General features: G+C 70.6%; 21 protein-coding genes. 8 read left to right on the top strand and 13 right to left on the bottom strand.

The features are described 5' to 3' along the window. Nucleotides 1–4: 4 nt before the first annotated feature. The 5 genes from ABZ194_RS06630 to ABZ194_RS06610 are packed head-to-tail and all read right to left on the bottom strand — an operon-like array spanning nucleotide 5 to nucleotide 4,344. Nucleotides 5–1,702, bottom strand: a complete 1,698-nt coding sequence (locus ABZ194_RS06630; RefSeq protein ID WP_355593060.1) for an ATP-binding protein — start codon at nucleotides 1,700–1,702, stop codon at nucleotides 5–7. Next, nucleotides 1,699–2,709 carry an ATP-binding protein gene (locus tag ABZ194_RS06625; RefSeq protein WP_355593058.1) on the bottom strand — a complete coding sequence of 337 codons (1,011 nt, stop codon included), beginning with the start codon at nucleotides 2,707–2,709 and terminating at the stop codon, nucleotides 1,699–1,701. Before ABZ194_RS06625 ends, ABZ194_RS06630 begins: the two co-directional genes overlap by 4 nt. Beyond that, nucleotides 2,697–3,098, bottom strand: a complete 402-nt coding sequence (locus ABZ194_RS06620) for an anti-sigma regulatory factor (protein ID WP_355593056.1) — start codon at nucleotides 3,096–3,098, stop codon at nucleotides 2,697–2,699. Before ABZ194_RS06620 ends, ABZ194_RS06625 begins: the two co-directional genes overlap by 13 nt. Then, complete coding sequence (locus ABZ194_RS06615; RefSeq protein ID WP_355593054.1) at nucleotides 3,095–3,475, bottom strand: STAS domain-containing protein; 381 nt, start codon at nucleotides 3,473–3,475, stop codon at nucleotides 3,095–3,097. The genes ABZ194_RS06620 and ABZ194_RS06615 overlap by 4 nt, the downstream gene beginning before the upstream one ends. Then, the gene (locus tag ABZ194_RS06610) at nucleotides 3,475–4,344 is read right to left on the bottom strand and encodes an STAS domain-containing protein (RefSeq protein WP_355593052.1); all 870 of its coding nucleotides are present in this window, start codon (nucleotides 4,342–4,344) and stop codon (nucleotides 3,475–3,477) included. Before ABZ194_RS06610 ends, ABZ194_RS06615 begins: the two co-directional genes overlap by 1 nt. A gap of 770 nt (nucleotides 4,345–5,114) precedes the next feature. Between ABZ194_RS06610 and hutI the strand changes: the two genes are divergently transcribed. From hutI to ABZ194_RS06595, 3 genes are all read left to right on the top strand, one after another. Beyond that, a complete protein-coding gene (hutI, locus tag ABZ194_RS06605) occupies nucleotides 5,115–6,323 on the top strand; it encodes an imidazolonepropionase (RefSeq protein ID WP_355593050.1) in 1,209 nt (402 codons plus the stop codon). Between the two features lie 632 nt (nucleotides 6,324–6,955). After that, entirely contained in the window at nucleotides 6,956–7,633 is a 678-nt protein-coding gene (locus tag ABZ194_RS06600; protein WP_355593048.1) for a ComEA family DNA-binding protein, read from the top strand. A gap of 79 nt (nucleotides 7,634–7,712) precedes the next feature. After that, entirely contained in the window at nucleotides 7,713–10,109 is a 2,397-nt protein-coding gene (locus ABZ194_RS06595; RefSeq protein WP_355593046.1) for a ComEC/Rec2 family competence protein, read from the top strand. Nucleotides 10,110–10,141: 32 nt separating this feature from the next. Here the strand turns inward: ABZ194_RS06595 and ABZ194_RS06590 are convergent, their stop codons facing one another. Both ABZ194_RS06590 and ABZ194_RS06585 read right to left on the bottom strand, forming a co-directional pair. Beyond that, nucleotides 10,142–10,507 carry a glyoxalase superfamily protein gene (locus ABZ194_RS06590; protein WP_355593044.1) on the bottom strand — a complete coding sequence of 122 codons (366 nt, stop codon included), beginning with the start codon at nucleotides 10,505–10,507 and terminating at the stop codon, nucleotides 10,142–10,144. A gap of 42 nt (nucleotides 10,508–10,549) precedes the next feature. Then, nucleotides 10,550–10,711: a hypothetical protein gene (locus ABZ194_RS06585; RefSeq protein ID WP_355593042.1), complete on the bottom strand. Its 162-nt coding sequence runs from the start codon at nucleotides 10,709–10,711 to the stop codon at nucleotides 10,550–10,552. Nucleotides 10,712–10,811: 100 nt separating this feature from the next. Here ABZ194_RS06585 and holA point away from each other — a divergent pair, with 100 nt between their 5' ends. Then, entirely contained in the window at nucleotides 10,812–11,795 is a 984-nt protein-coding gene (gene holA / locus ABZ194_RS06580; protein ID WP_355593040.1) for a DNA polymerase III subunit delta, read from the top strand. Between the two features lie 334 nt (nucleotides 11,796–12,129). On the opposite strand, the gene rpsT is transcribed toward holA, so the two are convergent. Further along, nucleotides 12,130–12,402 carry a 30S ribosomal protein S20 gene (gene rpsT / locus ABZ194_RS06575; RefSeq protein ID WP_355593038.1) on the bottom strand — a complete coding sequence of 91 codons (273 nt, stop codon included), beginning with the start codon at nucleotides 12,400–12,402 and terminating at the stop codon, nucleotides 12,130–12,132. Between the two features lie 167 nt (nucleotides 12,403–12,569). Then, nucleotides 12,570–13,571 carry a hypothetical protein gene (locus ABZ194_RS06570; protein WP_355593036.1) on the bottom strand — a complete coding sequence of 334 codons (1,002 nt, stop codon included), beginning with the start codon at nucleotides 13,569–13,571 and terminating at the stop codon, nucleotides 12,570–12,572. 74 nt (nucleotides 13,572–13,645) lie between these two features. Here ABZ194_RS06570 and lepA point away from each other — a divergent pair, with 74 nt between their 5' ends. The 3 genes from lepA to ABZ194_RS06555 all read left to right on the top strand — a co-directional run bounded on the left by lepA (nucleotide 13,646) and on the right by ABZ194_RS06555 (nucleotide 17,499). Then, nucleotides 13,646–15,484, top strand: a complete 1,839-nt coding sequence (gene lepA, locus ABZ194_RS06565) for a translation elongation factor 4 (RefSeq protein WP_355593034.1) — start codon at nucleotides 13,646–13,648, stop codon at nucleotides 15,482–15,484. Between the two features lie 147 nt (nucleotides 15,485–15,631). Then, nucleotides 15,632–16,267 (top strand): MOSC domain-containing protein, encoded by a 636-nt coding sequence (locus ABZ194_RS06560; RefSeq protein ID WP_355593032.1) that lies wholly within the window; start codon nucleotides 15,632–15,634, stop codon nucleotides 16,265–16,267. Nucleotides 16,268–16,842: 575 nt separating this feature from the next. Beyond that, nucleotides 16,843–17,499, top strand: coding sequence for a hypothetical protein (locus ABZ194_RS06555; RefSeq protein WP_355593030.1), 657 nt, complete (start codon nucleotides 16,843–16,845; stop codon nucleotides 17,497–17,499). A 45-nt stretch (nucleotides 17,500–17,544) separates the two neighbouring features. Here the strand turns inward: ABZ194_RS06555 and ABZ194_RS06550 are convergent, their stop codons facing one another. Beyond that, nucleotides 17,545–17,889 carry a hypothetical protein gene (locus ABZ194_RS06550; protein ID WP_355593028.1) on the bottom strand — a complete coding sequence of 115 codons (345 nt, stop codon included), beginning with the start codon at nucleotides 17,887–17,889 and terminating at the stop codon, nucleotides 17,545–17,547. Then, nucleotides 17,886–19,616: a hypothetical protein gene (locus ABZ194_RS06545; RefSeq protein WP_355593026.1), complete on the bottom strand. Its 1,731-nt coding sequence runs from the start codon at nucleotides 19,614–19,616 to the stop codon at nucleotides 17,886–17,888. The genes ABZ194_RS06550 and ABZ194_RS06545 overlap by 4 nt, the downstream gene beginning before the upstream one ends. A gap of 203 nt (nucleotides 19,617–19,819) precedes the next feature. Between ABZ194_RS06545 and hemW the strand changes: the two genes are divergently transcribed. Then, nucleotides 19,820–21,031, top strand: a complete 1,212-nt coding sequence (gene hemW / locus ABZ194_RS06540; protein WP_355593024.1) for a radical SAM family heme chaperone HemW — start codon at nucleotides 19,820–19,822, stop codon at nucleotides 21,029–21,031. Nucleotides 21,032–21,081: 50 nt separating this feature from the next. On the opposite strand, the gene ABZ194_RS06535 is transcribed toward hemW, so the two are convergent. Both ABZ194_RS06535 and ABZ194_RS06530 read right to left on the bottom strand, forming a co-directional pair. Beyond that, nucleotides 21,082–21,897 (bottom strand): DUF3097 domain-containing protein, encoded by an 816-nt coding sequence (locus ABZ194_RS06535; protein WP_355593160.1) that lies wholly within the window; start codon nucleotides 21,895–21,897, stop codon nucleotides 21,082–21,084. Nucleotides 21,898–21,949: 52 nt separating this feature from the next. Next, nucleotides 21,950–22,696 carry a hypothetical protein gene (locus ABZ194_RS06530; protein WP_355593022.1) on the bottom strand — a complete coding sequence of 249 codons (747 nt, stop codon included), beginning with the start codon at nucleotides 22,694–22,696 and terminating at the stop codon, nucleotides 21,950–21,952. Nucleotides 22,697–22,701: the final 5 nt, after the last annotated feature.

The raw sequence follows: 22,701 nt of genomic DNA, 5'->3' as shown, positions 1-22,701 counted from the left end.
CCTCTCACCGCGCTCCTGACTCCGAGCCGTCGCTTCGCCGCAGCGCACTCCGCACGGCCTCCCGCAGGTTGTCCCCGCGCAGCTCGCTCTTGGCGATGACGGTGTGCGCCTCCTGCGGATACTGGTGGGCGGCCGCGAGGGTCACCACGACCACCGGTATCTCGCGCAGCCGTTCGTCGTCGGCCAGCCGCTGGAGCAGGGCCGTACCGTCGAGGCGGGGCATCAGCAGGTCCACCAGCGCGACGTCCGGCGGGTTCTCCGCCATCATCTCCAGCGCGGCCAGCCCGTCGGCGGCCTCGTCGACGTGGGTGGCGAACCCGGCGAGCATCCGCCGTACGGTGGCGCGGAACTCCGCGTCGTCGTCCGCGACGAGCACCCGGCCGACCACCGGCGCCCCGTCGTGCCGGTGTGGCAGCCTCAGGGTGACCGTGGTCCCCTTCCCGGCCGTGCTGACCAGCCGGAGCGTGCCGCCCATCGCCTCCGCCAGCCGGCGGGCGTACGGCAGGCCGAGCCCGGTGCCCTTGGTCCGCACCTGAATCGGCCCCGGCACCTGGTAGAACTCCTCGAAGACGCGCTCCTGGTGCTCCTCGGGGATGCCGATCCCGGTGTCGGTCACCCTGAAGACCACCTCGTGGGTGGCGGCGTCGAGGCTGACGTCCAGGAGGACCTCGCCCTCCTCGGTGAACTTCAGCGCGTTCGACATCAGGTTGCGCAGGGTCCGGGTGAGCATCACCTCGTCCGCCGACATCTCGGGCGACTCCTGCGCGATCCGCACCGAGAGTTTGACCCGGTCGGTCTCGCTGGTGGGGCGGAGCGTCCTGCGCAGCTGCTCGGCCAGGGCGACCAGGTCCACCGCCGACGGCTGCGGGTCCAGCCGGCCCGACTCGGCCTTGGCCATGTCGAGCAGCTCGCTCACCAGGGTGAGGAGCGTTCCCGCGGAGGAGCCGATGAGCTGTATCTGGTGGAGCTGCTCGTCGGTCAGCGGTTCCCCGCCGGGACCCACCAGCAGACGGACCAGGCCGATGATCGAGTTGAGCGGGGTGCGCAGCTCGTGGCTGACCGTGGCCCAGAACCGATCCTTGGCGTCGCTCGCCTTCCGTAGCTGCGCGGACTTCTCGTCCAGCTCCGCGTAGAGCGCCACCACGCCGCGATTGGTCTCCTCCAGCTCCTCGGAGAGCTGGTTGTACAGGGCGAGCACACCCTGGTTGGTCTCCTCCAGCTCGGAGTTGAGCTGGAGGACCTCCTCCAGGGTCGCGGCGAGTTCGCGGTTCTGCCGGCGCAGCTCCTCGAAGGCCGTCGCGGGTGTCAGCTCGGCGAGCCTGGCGCGTATCTCCTCCGCGGAGGGCCTCGGGCCGCCGTGCGGAAGCCGTTTGAGCATGCTCACTGTCCCCTTGGCGGGGTCCAACTCGATCATGTCGACGAGACGCCCCGCCAGCGTAACGCCGTCCGCCGATTGAAAATCCGTCCGCGGCGGGAAGCCGATCGTGACGAGCAGGCCGTCCTGTTCCAGCAGGAAGACGACCGACGCCTCAAACCCCTGGTTGAGGATATCCCGCCCGACCTCGCTCAGGGCCGTGGCCAGCCGGATCTGGTCCTGGGACTGCAGCCCGGCGGCCTTCGCCGCCTCGCGGCCCAGCTTGCGCATGGCGAGCACGTCCTGCTCCCGCAGGACGCGCATCCGGATCAGTTCGTCGCCGGTCATGTCCCCGGCTTCACGGTGACCACGCAGGCGTCGTCTCTGCGGGTTCCGGCGTCGCGCAGCAGCGTGGCGGCGATGACGGAGGGGGCGCGCGTGACGAGCCCCGGATAGGAGGTGATGTCCCAGCGGTCGGAGAGCCCGTCGGAGTGGAGCACGACCACGCTGTGCGGTGGCGCGGCGTATTCGTACTGGCGCAGGGTCCTGGCCTGGTGGCCCGCTATACCGGGCACCGAGATCATTCCCTGCCTGCCGTCCTGGTGGGCGATCCACGCCGAGACGTTGCCCAGGCCGGCGAAGCTCACCGTGGCCGCCGTACGGTCGATCCGGGCCACGGCGACCGCGCCGCCCCTGGTCTGCCCCAGCCCCAGGTGGATCCGTTCCAGGGCGCCGGCCGGTGCGAGGTCCGGGCGCTCAAGGAACAGCCGTACCGCCTCCTGCGAGGCGTGGGCAGCCAGGCTGCCGTGGCCGAGCCCGTCGCAGAGCATCACGGTCACCACGGCGCCGGTGTCGACGGCGGCGAACGCGTCACCACAGGCGACCTCCTCGCCGATCGGGCGCCGCACGCCGCTCAGCCGGCCCGAGGGCCGTGGAGCGTCGCGCGCGGTGAAGTACATGCCGAGCACCGTGCCCCGTCCCGGTACGGAGTGAACCTCGTATCCGCTGGCCATCCGCGCGATGCCGCCCAGGCCGATGCCGAGGGTGCCCGCCGTGGAGTAACCGTCGCGCAGGGCACGCGAGATGTCGCGCATGCCCGGCCCTCGGTCGGCGGCGACGACCTCGATCGCCGAGGCCATCTCCGGATGCGGCCGGATCAGCATGGTCCCCTCCACGGCGTGCTTGACCAGGTTCGACGCGGCCTCGCTCACCGCGACGGCCACCCGCCCGGCGTCCTCCTCGTCGAATCCCCGCCGCTCGGCCAGCACGACCGCCGATCGGCGCAGGGCGCCGATCGCGCTGGCGTCCTCGGCCCTCGTCCATGTGTCGTCGTGGGAACGGATCACCTGGCCCATTTGGTCACCGTGATCAGTGTCCCCTCGCCGGGAGCCGACTTCACATCGAACTCGTCGACCAGGCGGCGGGAGCCGCTGAGGCCCAGGCCGAGCCCGCCGCCGGTGGTCCACCCGTCGACGAGCGCCTGCTGGATGTCGGGGATGCCGGGTCCCTCGTCGCTGAAGGTCAGGCGCAGGCCCCGGCGCACGCCACTGTGCACGATCTCGATGCGGACCTGCCCGCCTCCCGCGTAGACCAGCGCGTTGCGGGCCAGTTCGCTGGCCGCGGTCACCACCTTGGTCTGGTCGACGAGCGAGAGCCCCACGTCCAGGGCCGCGGTCCTGACGTTCTGCCGTACCAGGACGACGTCGCTGTTGCTGTTGACGGGCAGCTCGGCGGGGGATGTCACCGGGCGGCCGAGGCGATCTGCGCGCCCTCGATGTGGTTGAGCAGCGCGACGCCCTTTTCGAGGTTGAGGGCGGTGCGCACGCCTCCGAGGGAGAGGCCGAGCTCCACCAGGGTGATTGCCACCGCCGGACGCATGCCGACGACCACCGTCTCGGCGTCGAGCATGCGGGAGATCGCCGCGATGGTGGCCAGCATGCGGCCGATGAACGAGTCGACGATCTCCACGGCGGTGATGTCGATGATCACTCCTCGTGCGCCCGTCGAGACCACCTTGTCCGCCAGGTCCTCCTGAAGCGCGAGGACGCTCTGGTCCTGGAGGTCGATCTGGATGGAGACGATGAGGATGTCCCCGAGCTTGAGGACGGGTACGCGGTCCATCAGCCCTCCTCGGTTCTCACGGCGACGCGGGTCTTCCTGCTGACGAACTCGACGCCGCTCTCCCGAAGCGCGTGCGCGAGGGCGTCGGCGAGCGAGGACTTGGTCACGATGTCGCCGAACTCGATGCCGAGGGTGACGATGGTGTGGGCGATCTGCGGGCGGATGCCGGAGATCACGCACTCGGCGCCCATCAGCCGTGCCGCGACCACGGTCTTGAGCAGGTGCTGGGCGACCTGGGTGTCCACCGCCGGCACGCCGGTGATGTCGATGACCGCGTGCTCGGAACCGGTGTCCACCAGCGTCTGCAGCAGCTTCTCCATCACCACCTGGGTCCTGGCCGAGTCGAGCGTGCCGACCAGCGGCACCGCCACGATGCCATCCCAGAGCTTGACCACCGGGGTGGAGAGCTCCAGGAGCTGCTCCGCCTGATCGATGATGACCTTCTCCCTCGCCGTCGCGTAGTTCTCCATCGTGAGAAGTCCCAGGTCGTCGATGACCCGGGAGAACCAGATGAAACCTCGCAGGGCCTCCGGAGAGCCGTCGTCCTCGACGCTCTCGTAGAGCGCCTCCTTCAGCCCGAACACCATGACGGCCGTCTCGGTCGGGGTGAACCCCTGGCGGGCGCGGGTCCGGGAGAGCTCGGCGAGCAGCCCGCGCAGGTCGCTGAGGTCTCCGGAGTCGGCGAACGCCCCCTGTAGCGCCTGGTAGAGCTCCTGGAGCCGATCGGCCGTGTCGGCGCGACCGGTGTGACCGGTGTGACCGCCGGAGGGCGATCCGGCTATCTTCAGCCAGCGTTTGAAGATGCGCTCCTCGTTCTCTCGGAGCAGCTCTTCGATGCGACGCCGACCGGCGTCTGCGGAGACGGACAAGGTGACTCCCCCATACATGCGTCTTACAGATAGCTCGCACGAAAGGTTACACGGAATGTCCTGCTTAGAGCCTATTTAGGAGACGGGGGCGGCGGGCGTGTCCACTGGCCGGACGGCCCTGGACCCGTGGAGTGCCGGTGTGGGCGGCCGTGCGCTCCGCAGACCTTGATCACCGGCTGTCGCCGGGGCGTCCGGGAGGCGTTCCGATTTCCCCGAGTATCACCCTAGGTGGATCGAAGGCCGCGCCGCAATCGTCAAGCTTGCGCCGGAGAGGGGCTGTGGGCTGCACTGATGGTGCGACAAACCCGACAAAAGCCGTAAAAGTGACAGTGGTCGGGCGGGGTTTGGATTGCTACCATAAGTCAAATCCCGCGAGATGTTGGGCCGCCTGTTGTCCTGGCGGCCGCTGTTACGGATGAGCAAACAGTGGCTTGAGCTGTGCAAACGTACTCGGGCCGAGTGAAACCATGAAGCCGGTGAGCCGGATGTGGCTATGGTGAAACGGCGTTCTTCCCAATTAGCCTGTACAGCGAGCTCACTTGTGAAATAACGTAACTGAACTGAAATCGCCCGATCATGATCTCGGCGATACTGTCGCCGCACAACAATATGCGGATGAGAGCAGGAGACCCCCCAATGTCGTCCGGATACAGAGCGGACCCGGTGGGCATGGCGCCCCGCACCGGCCGGGTCGGCTCGTCCTGTCCTGAGACGGTTCCTGAGACGGTCTCCCTCCAGACGTCTTCCCCTGCGCGCAAGGCGGTGATGCTATGACGGTCCGCCTTCTGACCAACATCGGCCGGCTCTGGACCGGCAACGACGTGTGCAGCAACGCCGCGATCCTGGTGCACAACGACCGGATCGCGTGGGTCGGCCGCGCGGCGGACCTGCCTCAGAGCGTGCCCGGCGTGGTGGATGACATCGTCGATGTCGACCACGTCGAGAACCTCGGCGGCGCGCTGGTCACGCCCGGCCTGATCGACGCTCACACCCACCCGGTCTACGCCGGCAACCGCTACGCCGAGATGGCCATGCGCTCCGGCGGCTCCACCTCGTCCGCGATCACCGCGGCCGGCGGCGGCGTCGGGTCCACCGTCACGGTGACCCGCGGCACCGACCCGTGGACCCTCTGCAACGGCGTCCGCGAGCGTCTGCGCGAATGGCTGCTCAGCGGCACCACGACGGTCGAGGCCAAAACCGGCTACCACCTCACCCGCGACGGCGAGCTGGCCGACGTGCGGCTCCTGCGCGAGCTCGAAAAAGAGCCGATGATGCCGCGCGTGCACGTCACCTTCCTCGCCGCCCACGTCGTCCCGCCGGAATACTTCGGCCGTCAGCGCGACTACGTCGAGGCCGTGGGCGCCTGGTGCGCCGACGCGGCGGCGGCCGGAGCCGACAGCGTCGACGTCTACTGCGACGAAGGCCACTTCACCACCGACGAGGCACGCTGGGTCCTCGCCTCCGGCCGCAACGTCGGACTGCTGCCCCGCGTGCACGCCGGCGCCTACAGCCGGCGCGGAGCCGTCCAACTCGCCGCCGAGCTCGGCTGTGCCTCCGCCGACCTGCTGCACCACACCTCCGACGAGGACATCTCGATCCTGGCCCGCTACGGCGTCCCCGCCGTGGTCTGTCCGGGAACCGCGCTTCAGCGTGGCAGCCTGCCACCGGTGCGGCGGATGCTCTCCCAAGGGGTCACCGTGGCACTCGGCAGCGACCACAACCCCGGTCACTGCGGGATCACCTCCATGTCCCTGGTCATCAGCCTCGCGGTGGCCGCCTTCGGCATGAGTGTCGGCGACGCGCTCCGTGCCGCCACCATCGGCGGAGCCGCCGTGCTCGGTGTTCCCGACCGAGGTGTTCTCGCTCCCGGCCGCCTGGCCGACATCGTCCAGTGGGACGCCGACCACGAAGGCGCCTTCGCCTGGTCGTTCGGCCTCAAGCCCCGCCGAGTCTGGCGCGGCGGCACCCCCGTCCAGTAGTCCCCCGTCCTTCCGCCCCTTCGTCCCACCCGTCCGGCCGCCCCCTCATCCCCCGCCTCCCCGTCCCATCTGTTCGGCCGCCCCCGTCCGGCCGTCCACCTGCCCGGCCCTGTGGGCCCACTTTCGGCCCGGGGCCTACGGCCCCTATGGGCTTCGCCCTTGAGCGTCCTATCCGTCCTGGCGTTGTCCACAGCTCAACGGGGACGTCGTTGAGTTTTCCCCAGAGTCGGATTCGGTTGAGAACCGCGGTGCGCCGCCGTCATAGCGTCCGGAACGTGCGGACCACAGATCAGGCCACCGAGCGGTTCCGGGCAGAGGCGCGGCTGCGGGCGCTGACGGCGTTCACCGCCCGCGATCCCTGGCCCCTTCCAGGTCACCCCCCTGACCGGGCTCGCCCAGGCCACCCGGCCGCGCAACCTGTCCCCACCTCCCCAGCCGATCAGACGCGCCCAGCTCATCCGGTCGCTTCACCCTGTCCCACCCCCGTGGCGGACCCGGCCTATCCGGTTCACCCGGCCGGCCAGGTTTACCGCCCCACCCATCTGGCCCCCGAGGACGGCGCTCCAGGCCCTGGCGGTTCCGCCGCCCGGATCCGCTCCGCTCCGCTCCCGCCCTCGTTCGAAGCCCTCCGTATGGCTGTCGCCGCGCAGGGGCCCATGTTCGACCCGGGCCGCCCCGGGCTGCGTGTGCTCCTCCTCGTCGCCCTCATCGCGGTCGTGGCGGGTGGTGTCTACGCCTGGCGCTCCCAACCGGAGCCCGAGCCTCTCGCTCCACCCACGCCCGCCGGGTCTTCCCTTTCGGCGCCGTCAGCCGGCTCGTCCCCGCGGCCCGCCACCGTCGGCGGTGGCACGGTGGGCGGGGCCGGAGCCGGGGTCGGCGGTGGCACGGCCGGCGAGGTCACCGTCCACGTGACCGGCAAGGTTCGCCGCTCCGGAGTGATCAGTCTGCCCGCCGGCTCCCGGGTCGCCGACGCGCTCCGGGCCGCCGGAGGCACGCGCGAAGGTGCCACGGCCGGTTCTCTCAACCTCGCCCGCAGGCTCGTCGACGGAGAGCAGATCACCGTCGGTGCCTCCGGTCCCGCAGGGGCGGCAGCGCCCGTCCCCGCCGACCCCGCCGCGGCCGTCCTCGACCTCAACACCGCCACTCCGCAGCAGCTCGAACAACTCCCGGGCGTCGGTGAGGTGCTCGCCCACCGCATCACCGAGTATCGCGACGGCCACGGCGGCTTCCGGAACGTCGAACAACTCCGCGAGATCAGTGGCATCGGCGACCGGAAGTACAGGGATATGAAAGACAAGGTTCGTGTATGACCGGCCACTTCCACCGAGCGCGGCCGACCGGGCGCCTCCGCCGAGGACGGCTGATGGGGGACTCCCGTGGAGCACGGCCGTGAGGGGCACGGCCGTGGGGCGTCCCGGCGTCCCCGCCGCCGCGATCGACGACGGCCCAGACCGGCGGAGCTCGCGGTCCCACACGCTTCACCTGGTCCTTCCAGCCCTCGCCTCCTGGGGGATCGCTCTTGTCCTGCTGGGCTGTCCCGCGTCGACGGGGGCCGTGGCGGCCCTGGTCGCCGCCGCGACCGTACTGTTCGTGGCGGTGACGGTGCCCGCGGACGGGATCGCCGGCTGGCGGAACGTGGTGCTCGCGGTGCTGGTGTGCGTGGCGGCCGTGGCCGGGACGGTCGCCTTCCACGTGCACGCGACCGGCACGGGGCCGGTGGCCGCCCTGGCGGCCGAACGGGCTTCGGCACTGGTGGAGGCGGTGGTGACGGACGACCCTCGGCGACGAGTGCAGCACGGGGGAGTCTCCCGCAGGGAGAGCTTCGTGGTGCCCGCGCGGATCGAGGTGGTCGAGACGGCCACGGGCAGGGTGACGTCACGGGCTCCGGTGGTGCTGCTCACGTCGGGAGAGGCGTGGCGGACCTTACTGCCCAGCCAGCGGATCGCCGTTCGGGGACGGTTCGGCCCGGCGGACGTGAGTGAGTTGCTCGCCGCGGTGGTGCTGGTGCGAGGCCCGCCACGGGTCCTGAGTGGGCCCTCGTGGATCCAGCGCGTGGCGGGGGAGCTCAGATCGGGGCTGCGCGAGGCCGCGGATGTGCTGCCCCTCGCGCAGCGCGGCCTGTTGCCGGGGCTGGTGGTCGGCGACGTGTCCCGGATGGACGAGCAGGTCAAAGCCGACTTCAAACAGGCCGGGCTCAGCCATCTCACCGCCGTCTCCGGAGCCAATCTCGCGATCGTGGCCGGAGCGGCGATCGCGCTGGCCCGGGGGGCGGGGTCGCCCCTCGCGGTCCGGGGGGTGCTGGCCGTGCTCGCCATGCTTTCCTTCGCGATCGTCGCGCGCCCGTCGCCCAGTGTGCTCCGCGCCCTCCTGATGGGAGGCGTCGCCGCCGTGGCGCTCGGCACCGGCCGCTCACGCGACGGCGTCACGGCCCTGTCTGTGACCGTTCTGGGGCTGATCCTCTTCGACCCCGTCCTCGCCAGGTCCTACGGCTTCGCCCTGTCGGTATGCGCCACCGCCGGCATCCTGGTCCTCGCTCCCCGATGGCGAGACCGGCTCGCGGCGCGTCTGCCCCGCTGGGCGGCGGAGGCGATCGCCGTGCCGACGGCGGCACAGGCCGCCGTCACCCCGGTGCTGGTTCTGATGTCCGGGCAGCTGGCTCCGGTGGCGATCCCCGCCAACCTGCTCGCGGGTCCCGCCGTCGCGCCCGCCACCCTGCTGGGCTTCGTCGCGGCGCTGACGGCACCCCTGCACATGGGCATCGCGCGGCTGCTGGTCCGACCGGCGGGTCTGGCCACCGGATGGATCGTCGAGGTGGCGGAGCACGCCGCCGGACTCCCACTGGGCGTGCTTCCCTGGCCCGGCGGCCTCGTCGGGCTGACCGCCCTGGCCGTCGCAGCCCCGCTCGCCGTTCTGACGCTGCGATACCGGTGGTCGCGCGGACTGGTCTTGGCCGGGTTGACCGGAGTGGCCGCCACCGCCCTCGTGGCCGGATCGGTGGTGGCCCACTGGCCGCCCGGAGGGTGGCTGCTGGTCGCCTGTGACGTCGGCCAGGGAGACGCGCTGCTGGTCGCCGCAGGGCCCGGCCGTGCCGTGGTGGTGGACGCCGGTCCCGACCCGGTGCTGATGGATCGGTGTCTGAGATCCGCAGGGGTGCGGCAGGTGCCGCTGGTCATCCTCACCCACCCCCACTTCGACCATGTGGGTGGGCTGGACGGCGTCTTCCGCGGGCGCGAGGTGGGAGCGGTGGTGGTCACCCCGCATCGGGGCGCCGAGCGTGAGAACGCCCGGCTGAGCGCCGACCTCGCCCGCCGCCGGACCGTCGAATGGGCGGCGAGGCCCGGGGCGAGCTGGCGGTTCGGCCCCTCGGCGCTCACCGTCATCGGTCCACCGGCTGACACATCGCGGACAGGGGGAGGGGAGGGGAGCGACCTCAACAACGCCAGCGTCGTGGTGCATGTGCGCTGGGCGCGGGGAACGGCGTTGCTCAGCGGAGACATCGAGACCGAGGCACAGGCTGAGCTGTTCCGGCGTGGCCTGCCGAAGGTGGACGTCCTGAAGGTTCCCCATCACGGGTCGGCCAGGTACGATCCTGCGTTCTTCGCGGCGACCGGTGCCCGTGCCGCGCTGATCAGCGTCGGCGCGGGCAACGACTACGGCCATCCCGCTCCGTCGACCCTCGCCGGGCTGAACCGCCTCGGCGCGCGGATCTACCGGACGGACCTGTCGGGAGACCTCGCCGTGGTGGCCGGTGAAACCGGGTTGGCCGTCGTCCCCCGAGGCCGTTGACCAGGTGCGGTGATCTCATACCGCCGTCGGGCTCATCCGGAGGTCACGGCGCGCTCATCGCGAGGCCGGTCTGCCGGGGTGCCCACGCGGAGGCGGTTGCCGTCCGGATCGCGGAGTTCGATCTCCCGGCCCCACGGCATCTCCTCCGCCCGCACACCGAACTCCGCGGACACGGCGTCGACGTCGCGGACGCGGAGATACACCAGGGTGCCGGGGCCTGCGTCGCCCTTGTGCTCCGACAGGAAGATCCGTACGCGCCCCCTGGTGACCTCGACGAACGCGGGAAGACGCGGCTCGAAGCGGTGTTCCCACTGCATGGTGAAGCCGAGGCGTTCGTACCACCCGACGGCCAGGGCGGCATCCTCAACGCGAAGGATGGGGATCACTTCTTCGTCCACGAAGATCATCCTTCCAGGTGGAGGTCGGCTTCCGGCATGACGTCAGCAGAGCTTGACGGAGACCTTGGCCGGGCGGTGGAACTCGGTGTTCACGTCTGCCGCGTAGATCGAACGGCAGCAGTGCGCGCAGCGATACATGATGGGCCCCTCGTCGAGGGCCGTGCCGCACCGGGGGCAGGCGTGACGGCTGACGGTGGAATTCATCGTGTCCTCAGCTCCTCTGGTCATCCAAAGTCTGTCTCACCTCACCTGCATTCGAATTGCGAATCGCTTGCTGATTGCGATTCGGCCACCGGTACATGGCATGCTGCTGAGCATGGCGGCAACCGACCCAGCACCCGTGACCTTGGTAGTCGGCGACGAGGAGTTGCTGGCCGACCGCGCGGTGGGCGAGGTGATCGCCGCGGCGCGGGCGGCCGACCCGGGCGCCGAGGTTTACGACCTGATCGGCGGGAAGGTCGAGCTCGGGGAGCTGACCCGGCTGACCTCGCCGTCGCTGTTCGGCGACAGCTCGGTGGTGGTGATCCGTTCGGCCCAGGACGTGGTCAAGGACGTCGCCGCCGAAATCGTCTCCTACACCGCCAATCCGGCGGAGGACACCGTGCTGGTCCTGGTCCACCCCGGCGGGGTCAAGGGGAAGGCCATGGTCGACGGGGTCAGGAAAGCCGGCGCCCGCGTGGTCACCGTCACCAAGATGACCAAACCGGCCGAGCGGCTCGCGTTCGTCAAGGCCGAGCTGAAGCGGGCGGGCCGGACCATCGGGGGTGACGCGGCCGGTGCCCTGCTCGAAGCGGTCGGCAACGACTTGCGGGAGCTCGCCGCCGCCTGTGGTCAGCTGGCCTTCGACACCCCGGGCAAGGCCATCGACGGGGCGGCCGTGGCCCGCTATCACCGGGGGCGGGCGGAGGTCAGCGGGTTCACCGTGGCGGACTCCGCGGTCGAGGGCCGTCTGGGGGACGCTCTTGAGCAACTCCGCTGGGCGCTCGCCACCGGTACGGCCCCGGTCCTGCTGGTGAGCGCGGTCGCCGGTGGCCTGCGCTCGCTGGCCAAGGTGGGGGGCGCTCCTCGCAACCTGCGCGGTGGGCAGCTCGCCAGCCACCTCGGCATGCCGCCCTGGAAGATCGGCAGAGCTCAGCAGCAGCTGAACGGCTGGGGCCCCGACGGCATCGCCCGCGCGCTCCAGGCGGTGGCCAGGGCCGACGAGCAGGTCAAGGGAGGCGGTGCGGATCCCGCCTACGCGCTGGAGTACATGATCCAGACCGTCGTCGCCAGCCGTACCGGCCGTTAGCGCGGTCGTCACAAGCACCGGCCGGGGCTTGTGACATTGTCACCAACGGGTAACCGACTCTCCTCGCCAGGGCGCGGTCGTGACAGGCGCCGGCCGGGCTCGTGACGCCTCCGGCCGAAACGGCGCGGCACGCGAGGTCGGAAGACGGAAACGCCGGAAGGGATGACGCCGGAAGGCGGTGACGGTGGAAGGCGGTGACGAGGGTGCCGGAAGACGGTGCCACGGCGGAAGACGGTGCCGCAGCGGGCAGCGGGCGGCGGGCGTACACGGTGCGACGTGTGACGCCAGAAAGCCGCACCCCCGGCGGGGAGTGCGGCGTCCGGAAGAACCTGGGTTACTTGGCGGCCGACAGGGCGGCGACGCGCTGGGCGATCGCCGACTTGCGGTTGGCGGCCTGGTTCTTGTGGATCACGCCCTTGCTGGCGGCCTTGTCCAGCTGGCGGGAGGCGGCGCGCATGAGCTCAACGGCCTCGTCGGCCTTACCCTGATCGGCGGCCTCGCGGAACTTGCGGACGGCCGTCTTCAGGGACGACTTGACAGCCTTGTTGCGCAGCCGGGCCTTCTCGTTCTGCCGGTTGCGCTTGATCTGGGACTTGATGTTCGCCACGAAGAAGCCTCGGTGAATGTCGTCGGAGTGGGGCGCGCGGGCAGAGAGGGCGCGCCACACGCAGTTCAATAGGCTACCAACCATCCAGGTGATCGCTCAAATCGACAACCTGGACAGAGGAATGCCGGGCCAGTTTACCGTGCTCCCGCCACGCCCGGAACCACGCCTCACCGGCGGTACCAGGCCCGGTCGTACTCCGCCCAGTCGTCGGCGGTGGCCGCGTAGTCGACGTAGAGCGCGAGGCCGAACCGTTCCCGGTGCCTTCCGTACGAGGTCAGGGCCAGTCGCGCGCCCTCCGCCGCGGTCGCCACGCTCTCCGCCGCGTCACTCCACACCGCGCCGTGGTCGTGGTAGGCGGGTGCGCCGAGCAGCACGGTCTTCTCCTTGGGCACGAGCTCCAGTGCCAGGGAGCCCTGCCGGACGACATGGCCGCCGTAGAGCAGTTCGGAGGGGAGGAAGGAGTCGTAGGTCATGATCGCCACCTGGTCGGTGCGTGCCACGACCTCCCGGAAGTAGGCGGGCGACCAGTACTTGTCATGGCCGATGACCGTGCGGACGACCGGGCGGGTGAGCGGGAACGGCTCGATCTGCGGGGTCGAGGTGGAGATCAGGCCGTCACCGACGATCGGGCGGGTCCGCGTCAACAGGTCCAGGAAGTCGGTGTCGTCGTCTCCGAGCGGCTCGAAGTCGTAGTGCACGCCGTCGAAGCCGAGCGCCATGACGGCGCCGACGCCGTCCAGTACCCGTTGCCTGGCGGCCGGGTCGTCGAGATCCAGGGCTCCGTCGACCTTCTGGCCAAGCCACGCCGACACCCGGACCTTCGGCAGCTCCGCGCGCCACCACTTCAGGAAATTTTGTGCTTTGGGGTATTTAGTCGGGGAAAGTGTGCCGTCGACGTCGAACGGACCCGAGTGGACGTAGACGTCCTTGATCCCGGTCTTGCGCAGCCGTACGGCCAGAGCCTTCACGTCGGCGGCGTCCTTACGGCCGTCCACCCAGGCGTGGCCGAGCCAGAGGGCGTCGTGGCCGGTGCTCTTCGCCCAGGAGGCGGGTGTCCCGGTAAACTGGATCGTGAGGGTGGCCGCGGCCACCCCGGGCAGCACGAGGAGCAAGGCCGCCACCGCCACGAGAAACCGCAGGCCGCGCTCTGCTCTGGTCCGGGCAATCACCTGGACATGTCACCATGGAAGGCGGCTGGCATGCCAGCCGTAGATCGTCATCAATCCCGTCGAAACGGACACCGGTGCGCATTCAGCCTGGCCAGACCGATCCCGCGGTGATCCGCAACTTCTGCATCATCGCGCACATCGACCATGGTAAGTCGACGCTTGCCGACCGCATGCTGCAGATCACCGGTGTGGTCGACGACCGTTCCATGCGCGCCCAGTACCTCGACCGGATGGACATCGAGCGCGAGCGCGGTATCACGATCAAGTCGCAGGCGGTCCGGCTGCCGTGGCGGATGGACGGCGCCGACTACGTCCTCAACATGATCGACACTCCCGGGCACGTGGACTTCACCTACGAGGTCTCGCGCTCGCTCCAGGCGTGCGAGGGCGCCATCCTGCTGGTCGACGCCGCGCAGGGCATCGAGGCGCAGACCCTGGCCAACCTCTACCTGGCCATGAACAACGATATGACGATCATTCCGGTGCTCAACAAGATCGACCTTCCGGCCGCCCAGCCGGAGAAGTACGCCGCGGAGATCGCCCACCTCATCGGCTGTGAGCCGGAGGAGGTCCTCAGGGTCTCCGGCAAGACCGGCGTGGGAGTCAGGGAACTGCTCGACCACGTCGTCAACAGCGTTCCGGCCCCGGTCGGCGCGGCCGACGCGCCGGCCCGCGCGCTGATCTTCGACTCCGTCTACGACACCTATCGCGGTGTGGTCACCTACGTCCGGGTCATGGACGGGCACCTGGGCAAGCGCGAGCGCATCCTGATGATGTCCAGCGGCGCGGCCCACGAGACCCTGGAGATCGGCGTCATCTCCCCCGAGCCCAAGGTCGCCGAGAAGGGCCTGGGAGTCGGCGAGGTGGGCTACCTGATCACGGGCGTGAAGGACGTGCGCCAGTCGCGGGTCGGTGACACGGTCACCTCCGGCACCCGGCCCGCCGCCTCGCCGCTCAGCGGCTACGACCACCCCAAGCCGATGGTGTTCTCGGGCCTCTACCCGATCGACGGCGACGACTATCCCGAGCTCCGCGAGGCCCTGGACAAGCTCCAGCTCAACGACGCCGCGCTGGTGTACGAGCCGGAGACCTCCGCGGCCCTCGGCTTCGGCTTCCGCTGCGGGTTCCTCGGCCTGCTCCACATGGAGATCGTCCGGGAGCGCCTGGAGCGCGAGTTCAACCTCTCGCTCATCTCCACCGCGCCCAACGTGGTATATCGAGTGATCATGGAGGACGGCAAGGAGGTCGTCGTCACCAATCCCTCGGAGTTCCCCTCGGGCAAGGTCGAGACGGTCTTCGAGCCGATGGTGAAGGCGACCGTGCTCGTCCCGTCGGAGTTCATCGGCGCGATCATGGAGCTCTGCCAGAATCGCCGGGGAAACCTGCAGGGCATGGACTACCTGTCGGAGGACCGCGTCGAGATCCGCTACACCATGCCGCTCGGCGAGATCATCTTCGACTTCTTCGACCAGCTCAAGTCCCGCACGCGTGGTTACGCCTCGCTCGACTACGAACCCTCGGGCGAGCAGGAGTCCGAGCTGGTCAAGGTCGACATCCTGCTCCAGGGCGAGGCCGTCGACGCCTTCAGCGCCATCGTCCACAAGGACAAGGCGTACGCCTACGGCGTCGAGATGGCCAAGAAGCTCCGCGAGCTCATCCCGAGGCAGCAGTTCGAGGTGCCGATTCAGGCCGCGATCGGTGCCCGTGTCATCGCCCGCGAGAACATCCGCGCGATCCGCAAGGACGTCCTCGCCAAGTGCTACGGCGGAGACATCTCCCGCAAGCGCAAGCTGCTGGAGAAGCAGAAGGAGGGCAAGAAGCGGATGAAGATGGTCGGCCGCGTCGAGGTGCCCCAGGAGGCCTTCGTCGCCGCGCTCTCCACCGAGTCCGCCGGCGACAAGTCCAAGAAGTAGCCTTCCGCCCGTCGTCCGGGACGGGTTCGGCGGCATGTCTCCGTGGCAGGTCTCCGCACGGAGCGGCGGCGGCCGGGCCGTACCCCGCGGGGTGGGCGGGTGGATTATCGGCTCGCCCCGAAGGGGGAATAGGGCTAACGTCTATTTATGCGTGTCATCACCGTTAACGTGGGCTTGGTCGTCGACGCGGCCTGGGCGGGCAAGCTCAACCGGACCGCGATCGACAAATCGGCGGTGGACGGCCGGGTCAGGGTGGAGGACAACGGCCTGGCCGGTGACGAGCGGGGCGACCAGGTGAACCACGGCTCGTCCGACCAGGCGGTCTACTCCTACGCACGCGAGGACTACGACTGGTGGCAGGAGGAGCTGGGCCGCGAGCTGCGCGACGGCCAGTTCGGGGAGAACCTCACCACCGAGGGGATCGACGTCAACGGCGCCATGCTCGGTGAGCGCTGGCGGATCGGCACCGCGCTCCTGGAGGTCACCCGCCCCCGGGTACCGTGCGTGGTGTTCCGCAACTGGATGGGTGAGCAGGGCTGGATGAAGCGCTTCACCCAGGTCGGCAGGGTCGGCGCCTACCTGCGGGTGATCGAGCGGGGTGAACTGGGCCGGGGCGACACGATCGAGATCGTCGCACGGCCGGACAACAGCGTCACGGTCACCGAGGCATTCCGCGCCTACCACGGGGACAAGGAGCTGATGCGCCGCCTGCTGGCCTCCCCGAGCCGTTCCGCCCGGTGGGAAAAGGTCGCCGAACGGGTTCTGGGCAGCGCGACGCCCTAGCCCCGGAGCCTCTGCGGTTGCGGGGGAGGCGTGCGGGGAGCGCCGAGTCGTAAGGGCCGGCCTACCGGCGACCCTGCCCGGGGCTTCCGGAGCACGGACCTGGGCGATGTGGATGTCAACGGTCTACCGGCATTCGCTGCGTGGACGCGGTCGGCTCGCTACCGTCGAAACCTGTGGAGCAGCAGGCTTTTTGCAACCGGTGCGGCACGCGGACGGTCGGACTGCCGAGATGTCCCCGATGTGGTGCCCCGACCGAACAGCCACCCCCGTCCCCGCCGCCCCCCGCCACTCCGGCCGAAGGCCCGGCCGTCCCCGCGGGGCCGTGGGACGGCTCGCAGCGGGGTGGCCCCGAACCCGGCCCGTGGCGGGGCCCGCAGCCGGATCCGTGGGGAGGCGGACCCCGGCCGGGTCCTCAGTACGGTGTCCAGCCTGGTTCCCAGCCGGGTCCGTGGCCGGACCCGCAGCGGCGGGAGCGGGGTGACATCGGGCCGGGGGAGTGGTCCACGCCTCCCGCCTCCGATGGCTCCGGCGAAATGTGGCGGGGCGAGAGGGGGCGCGGAAGGTGGCCGCTGATCGTGGCCGCCGCCGCGCTGCTGGTCGCGGTAGGGGTCGTGTGGTTCGCCGTGCGCGGCGACGGCTCCGGTTCGGCCTCAAGCGCCGGCCCCGCGTCCGGAGGGCAGTCCGAGCCGCGGCCCGAGAAGCAGGGCGGGGAGGCGGCGGAGAGCCCGGACTCCGGTGACACGGATCAGGACGGGCGGTCCGATCCGTCCAGTGGGCCGGACCAGGCCGACCGGCTGCAGGCCGGGGCACTCGACTCCCTGCTCACCGACAGCGGCGGGAGCAGGTCGGGTCTCGGCCCCGCCCTTAACAGGCTGCGGTCGTGCTCCGGCACCGCCGACGGGCTCGCGGCGGTCCGCCGGGTCACCGAGGCCAGGCGCGAGCAGGTCACCCAGCTTCAGGCGCTTGCCGTCGACGCGCTGGACGGCGGGGCCGAGGTCAAGGAGGAACTGGCCACGGCCCTCACCGCCTCACGCGACGCCGACGAGGCGTTCCTCAGGTGGGCGATCCGCCAGGACGGCGACTGCCGTGCCGACTGGAGCGATGACCAGGACTACCGGAACGGCCTGTCGCACTCCGGGAGGGCCACCGACGCCAAGCGGGGCTTCCTGGAGCTGTGGAACCCGCTCGCCGAGCGGTACGGTCTGCCCCGGCGCGCCGAACACGAGATCTAATACGGTGACCGCGGGCGTCCCCCCCTGTGGTCACCGTGGCGGTCCCTATGACACCAGGGCGGCGAGTGCCGCCACCGCCTCGGCGATGGCGGTGACCGGGGCGACCCGGGCCGCCATCCTGGCCAGGGAGCCGGACAGGTGGTCCTGGTCGGGATTCTCCTCCTGGAGTTCGGCCTCGACCTGGTCGGCGTCCCTGAGCACCGGCCGGGTGTCGCCGAGTTCGGCGGCGTGCCGCCGTACCAGGTCGCGGATGAGGGCGAGCAGTTCGGTGGTGCGGTCCCCGCTCGTGGCGGCGCCGGTGTGCTGCACGGCCTGGGCGCCGGCTCCGGCGGCCATCGGGCCGTTGAAGGTGCCGCCGGTGATGTGGAAACCGCTGTTGTCCTGGGTCACTTGTCTCCTCCGTGCTGGGTCGCGTTCGCTCCGGGCCCGGCGGCGACCGGGCCGTTGAAGGTGCCGCCGGTGATCAGGGCACCGTTGTTGATGAGGTTCGTGGCCTGCGCCCGGTATTCGCGGGTGTCGATCTTCTTGGACTCCAGGTAGTCGAGGACCGCCTCGGTGAGCCGCCGTTCGATGAGCTTGGTGTACTTGTCGGTGTCGAGTCGCTGGATGAACCCTCCCTGGCTGTAGGCGGATCCCAGCTCCCGCACGCTCTCCCGCGCGCCGAAGGGGTAGACGGGGAATTCGGCGGGGTTTCGCGTCTCCCGCTGCCACCGGACCGCCCGTACCCCGGCGCGGATGAGCCGTAACGGTGCGAAGAGGGTGTCGGCGACCAGGTCCAGTTTGCCGCGGCTGACCGCCCGCCAGGCGAGCGCCGGCCTGGTCAGGTTGGGCAGTTCGTCGACGATGTGGTACTCACGGAGGATCGGCGGCAGCACGGTCAGCACGAACTGCGTGTAGAGCATCCGCCCCTCGACCGCGAGATGGATGAAGGCGGAGATCACGATCTCCCTGTCCTCGCCGGGGGCGAGGAGGAGGCCGTTGGAGCCGATCATCTCCTGACCGTCGGTGCCGACGGTGACGCGCTGGTAGTACTTCAGGCTGCCCTGCGGCTGCCGGGTCGCGTCGCTGATCACCTCCGGCGGGGCGGCGAAGTGCGGCCGGCCGTTCGCGGTGTTGATCAGCGGATGGCTCTGCCCCTCCCAGCGGCGTGGGGCACCCGAGTCGGGCCAGTCGAGCCGGGTGAACGTGCCCCGGGCGGTGAGGTGGTCGCCGACGTACATCTGGGTGATCCGCTCTGGAGCGGCGTTGACCGCGTCGCGCATCTCCAGCAGCCGCCGCCTGACGAAGGAGTGCAGGTCCGCCGGGTCGATCTGCACGTATGGGCGGGGCGAGGCCGACGGGGCGTTGTCGGAGTGCGTCAGCCGGTCCATCTCCGCCACGATCGACCATGAGCGCCGCACGGGGCCCGCGCCGATGAACGGGTTGTCGGTGCCGAAGAGCGTGATGTTGCCCCACTGCGCCTGATCGAGATAGGCCATGCGGCTGCGCTGCCGGCCCGTGTCCACGCCGGCTCCGGCGGGGGCGCCGGGGCGCAGTTCGGCGGTCAGCGCCAGGTAGCGCTGGATCCGGTAGCCGACCGCGATGGCCAGGGGGGCGAGCGTGATCAGCAGGACGAACAGGAGGCTCCCCGCGAGCTGTGTCACGGACGGCGACGCGTCCGTCTCCAGGTTGAAGGCCGATGCCGGGTTGAGCAGGGAGAGGATGCTCACCCAGACCAGGGAGAGGAGGAGCCCCGTGAGGTTGACCAGGGCCCAGAGGGTCAGCAGCACCCGCCAGATCAGCGGCCCCCGCCGGACGCGGGGAAGGGACAGCAGCGCCAGCGGGAACAGGGAGAGCATCCAGAGCCCGCCGGCGAGGTAGAGGACGAACATCGACACGGTGATCAGAGCGTCGCGGATCAGGGCCATCCGCTGGGCCCGCAGGCAGTGCGACAGCACGGGGGTCAGGTCGAACCCGCCGTAGGACGGGGCGACGGCACGGTAGGGGTCGCTCAGCAGTTCGTTCAGTACGCCGTCGCGGAAGTGGTCGTCGAGGTAGGCACCCGCGGACAGGTAGCGGGTGGCGTTCTGCAGGGGTGGTGTGGCCCGGTCGCCGCCGGTGGGGGCTGCATGGCTCATCGGCTCTCCGAAGGGGGACGCATAGCGATATGCCGGAAAGATCAACCACACAGCGTGTACCACTTTCCCCCCGAGGGTGACCGGAACCGCACGTCAAGTTGGAGTCCAGGTTCGATCTGTCCGGCCCTGAGGTGTCCGATACGCTCTCGCACGGGCGTGCCCGCTGTGCGGGGCACCGCGGGCGGAGCGGCAGACTTGGTGTCGTGCCATCCACACTTCCCGACGGCGATCCCGTACCGGCCTCAGGCAGCCTCCCCGACAGCGCGCTCCACGGGCTGGGGGAGCGGCCCTTCGGCTTCTACGTCCACGTGCCCTTCTGCGTGACCCGCTGCGGCTACTGCGACTTCAACACCTACACGGCCTCCGAGCTCGGCCCCGGCGCCTCGCACCGGGACTACGCCGACACCGCGGCCGACGAGGTACGCCGGGCGCGGGCCAACCTCGGCGAGGCGGATCTCCCGGTCGAGACCGTGTTCTTCGGCGGCGGCACCCCGACCCTGCTGCCCGCGGCCGACCTGGTCCGGATCCTGGGCGTGATCGAGCGGGAGTTCGGCCTCGCTCCCGGGGCCGAGGTGACCACCGAGGCCAATCCGGAGTCGGTGGACCGGGCATATCTGGAGGAGCTGCGCGCCGGGGGGTTCACCCGGATGAGCTTCGGCATGCAGAGCGCCCGCGAGCACGTGCTGCGGGTGCTGGAGCGCGGGCACACCCCCGGGCGCCCCGCGCGTGCCGTGCGGGAGGCACGGGAGGCCGGGTTCGACCACGTCAATCTGGACCTGATCTACAGCACGCCGGGGGAAAGTGACGACGACTGGCGCGCCTCGCTGGCCGCCGCCGTCGAGGCGGGGCCCGACCACGTGTCGGCCTACTCTCTGATCGTGGAGGACGGCACCAGGCTGGCGGCCAGGATCCGGCGTGGCGAGCTGCCGATGCCCGACGACGACGTGGCCGCCGACCGCTATCTCATCGCCGACGCCATGCTGGCCGAGGCCGGGTTCGCGTGGTACGAGGTGTCCAACTGGGCGACCTCGGAGGCCGGGCGCTGCCGGCACAACCTGCTCTACTGGACCGGCGGCGACTGGTGGGGTGTCGGCCCCGGCGCGCACAGCCACGTCGGCGGCACCCGGTGGTGGAACGTCAAACATCCGGCGGCCTACGCCCGTCGCCTCGCCTCCGGCGTCTCGCCCGCGCACGCGCGCGAGGTGCTGACCTCGCGGGACCGGGCGGTGGAACGGCTGATGCTGGAGCTCAGGCTCGCCGGCGGATATCCGCTGAAGGAGATCGAGCGTCCGTCGGTGGTCGCCCGGGCACTGGCCGAGGGGTTGCTGGAGGTGGAGCCGTTCAAGGCGGGCCGCGCGGTCCTGACGTTGCGCGGCCGTCTCCTGGCCGACGGGCTGGTGCGTGACCTGACGTGAGGCCGGGTGGCCGGAGCCGTCGCTCACGGCCCCTCGCGACGGGGGTGGGATCAGCCGTCCCGACCGGGAACGGTCACGAAGTCGATCAACTCCTCGACCGGGCCGAGCAGCTCCGGCTCCAGATCCGCGTATGAGGTGACCGATCCGAGAACGCGGCGCCACGCGTCACCGGGGTCCACCCCCCAGCCCAGGGCGGCGATGACGCCCTCCTTCCAGGGGACGCAGCGCGGCACCGCCGGCCAGGCGGGGATGCCGAGCGCCGACGGCTTGACCGCCTGCCAGACGTCCACGAACGGGTGTCCGACGATCAGTACGTGCGGGGAGGAGACCCTGGCGGCGATCCTGCTCTCCTTCGAGCCGGGGACCAGATGGTCGACGAGCACGCCCAGGCGGCGGTCCGGGCCGGGCTCGAACTCCTCGACGATCGAGGGCAGGTGGTCGACGCCCTCCAGATACTCGACGACCACGCCCTCGACCCGCAGGTCGTGGCCCCAGACCCTCTCCACGAGCGCGGCGTCGTGCACGCCCTCCACGTAGATCCGGCTCTCCCTGGCCACCCGGGCCCGCAGGCCCTCGACCACGATGGAGCCCGAGGCGCTCCGCCTCGGTCCCCGCGGCGCGGCGGCGGGCCGTACCAGTGTCACGACCTTGCCCTCCAGCAGGAAGGCGGCGCTCTCCAGGGGGAACACCCGCCGTCGCCCGAATCGGTCCTCAAGTGTGACGGCCTCCTTGTCGCAGGCCACCACGGCGCCGCAGAAGCCCCCTTCCGCGTCCTCCACGACCAGGTCCGGATCCGCGGGAACCTCCGGGACACTTCCCTTCAGGGGACGCCGGCTGCTTCCCGCCAGAACGTCACGCTCGTACATCACCGACCGCCCACCCTCTCCTGTCGGGGATCAAGTGGACGGTAGCAAATCATCACCTGCCGTACGGTCCCTGCTGCCCCCACGGGCCGGCCGCGGCCGCCTGGCGCTTGCGCGCGCCGCTCCGCTTGACCAGCACGATGATCGTCACGAGAACGGCCAGCAGGAAACCCGTGCCCGGCACCGCGATCAGCGCGATCGCGCCGCCCACCACCGAGTCGGCGGCGATCTCCTTGCCCACGCCGAACGTGGCGGCCGACCCCTCGGAGGCGGTGCAGGTGAGCTGGTAGTCGCCGGCCTTGTCCACCCCCACCCGCAGCGCCAGCTCCCACAGCACGCCGTCGTTGGTGACGGTCTGCTGCGTGCCCGGCTGCTGAAGCCGGACCGTTCCGGGGGCACCTTGGATCTGGCACTCGAACTTGGTGCCCTTGTCGGCGGAGACGTAGATGGCGGGTCTGTCCGCCGGGTTCAGCGTGACCGTCACGTTCTCGCCGGGGCCGAACGAGCTGGTGGGCGCGGCGTCGGTGACCGCGCTGAAGACGCCGCCGGCGAAGCCGGCCACACCGACGATCACGCTGAGCACGAAGACGAGCCAGGCGCCGACGATCCAGCCGATGCCGGGCTTGACCTTCGGCTTCGGCGGAGGCCCCTGGGGGGCGCCGTATCCGGGGGGTGGATAACCGTAGGGGGGGCCGCCCTGGTACTGCTGCTGGTGCGGCTGGCCGTAGGGCTGCTGGGGGGCGCCGTATCCGGGCGGGCCCGAACCGGCGTCGCCCGAGGGGGATCCGAAATCATGGGACATATATC

Origin of the sequence: Streptosporangium sp. NPDC006007 (genome assembly GCF_040614315.1) — a bacterium.
Classification (GTDB): domain Bacteria; phylum Actinomycetota; class Actinomycetes; order Streptosporangiales; family Streptosporangiaceae; genus Streptosporangium.
This window is presented reverse-complemented; position numbering and strand designations above follow the sequence as displayed.

What these genes read in the sequence shown, in the direction of transcription:
- ABZ194_RS06560 (WP_355593032.1), top strand. Translation starts at nt 15,632, where the DNA reads ATGCGTGTCATCACCGTTAACGTGGGCTTGGTCGTCGACGCGGCCTGG.
- hutI (WP_355593050.1), top strand. Translation starts at nt 5,115, where the DNA reads ATGACGGTCCGCCTTCTGACCAACATCGGCCGGCTCTGGACCGGCAAC.
- ABZ194_RS06545 (WP_355593026.1), bottom strand. Translation starts at nt 19,616, where the DNA reads ATGAGCCATGCAGCCCCCACCGGCGGCGACCGGGCCACACCACCCCTG.
- ABZ194_RS06585 (WP_355593042.1), bottom strand. Translation starts at nt 10,711, where the DNA reads ATGAATTCCACCGTCAGCCGTCACGCCTGCCCCCGGTGCGGCACGGCC.
- ABZ194_RS06625 (WP_355593058.1), bottom strand. Translation starts at nt 2,709, where the DNA reads ATGGGCCAGGTGATCCGTTCCCACGACGACACATGGACGAGGGCCGAG.
- ABZ194_RS06615 (WP_355593054.1), bottom strand. Translation starts at nt 3,475, where the DNA reads ATGGACCGCGTACCCGTCCTCAAGCTCGGGGACATCCTCATCGTCTCC.
- ABZ194_RS06630 (WP_355593060.1), bottom strand. Translation starts at nt 1,702, where the DNA reads ATGACCGGCGACGAACTGATCCGGATGCGCGTCCTGCGGGAGCAGGAC.
- holA (WP_355593040.1), top strand. Translation starts at nt 10,812, where the DNA reads ATGCTGCTGAGCATGGCGGCAACCGACCCAGCACCCGTGACCTTGGTA.
- ABZ194_RS06600 (WP_355593048.1), top strand. Translation starts at nt 6,956, where the DNA reads ATGGCTGTCGCCGCGCAGGGGCCCATGTTCGACCCGGGCCGCCCCGGG.
- ABZ194_RS06535 (WP_355593160.1), bottom strand. Translation starts at nt 21,897, where the DNA reads ATGTACGAGCGTGACGTTCTGGCGGGAAGCAGCCGGCGTCCCCTGAAG.
- ABZ194_RS06530 (WP_355593022.1), bottom strand. Translation starts at nt 22,696, where the DNA reads ATGTCCCATGATTTCGGATCCCCCTCGGGCGACGCCGGTTCGGGCCCG.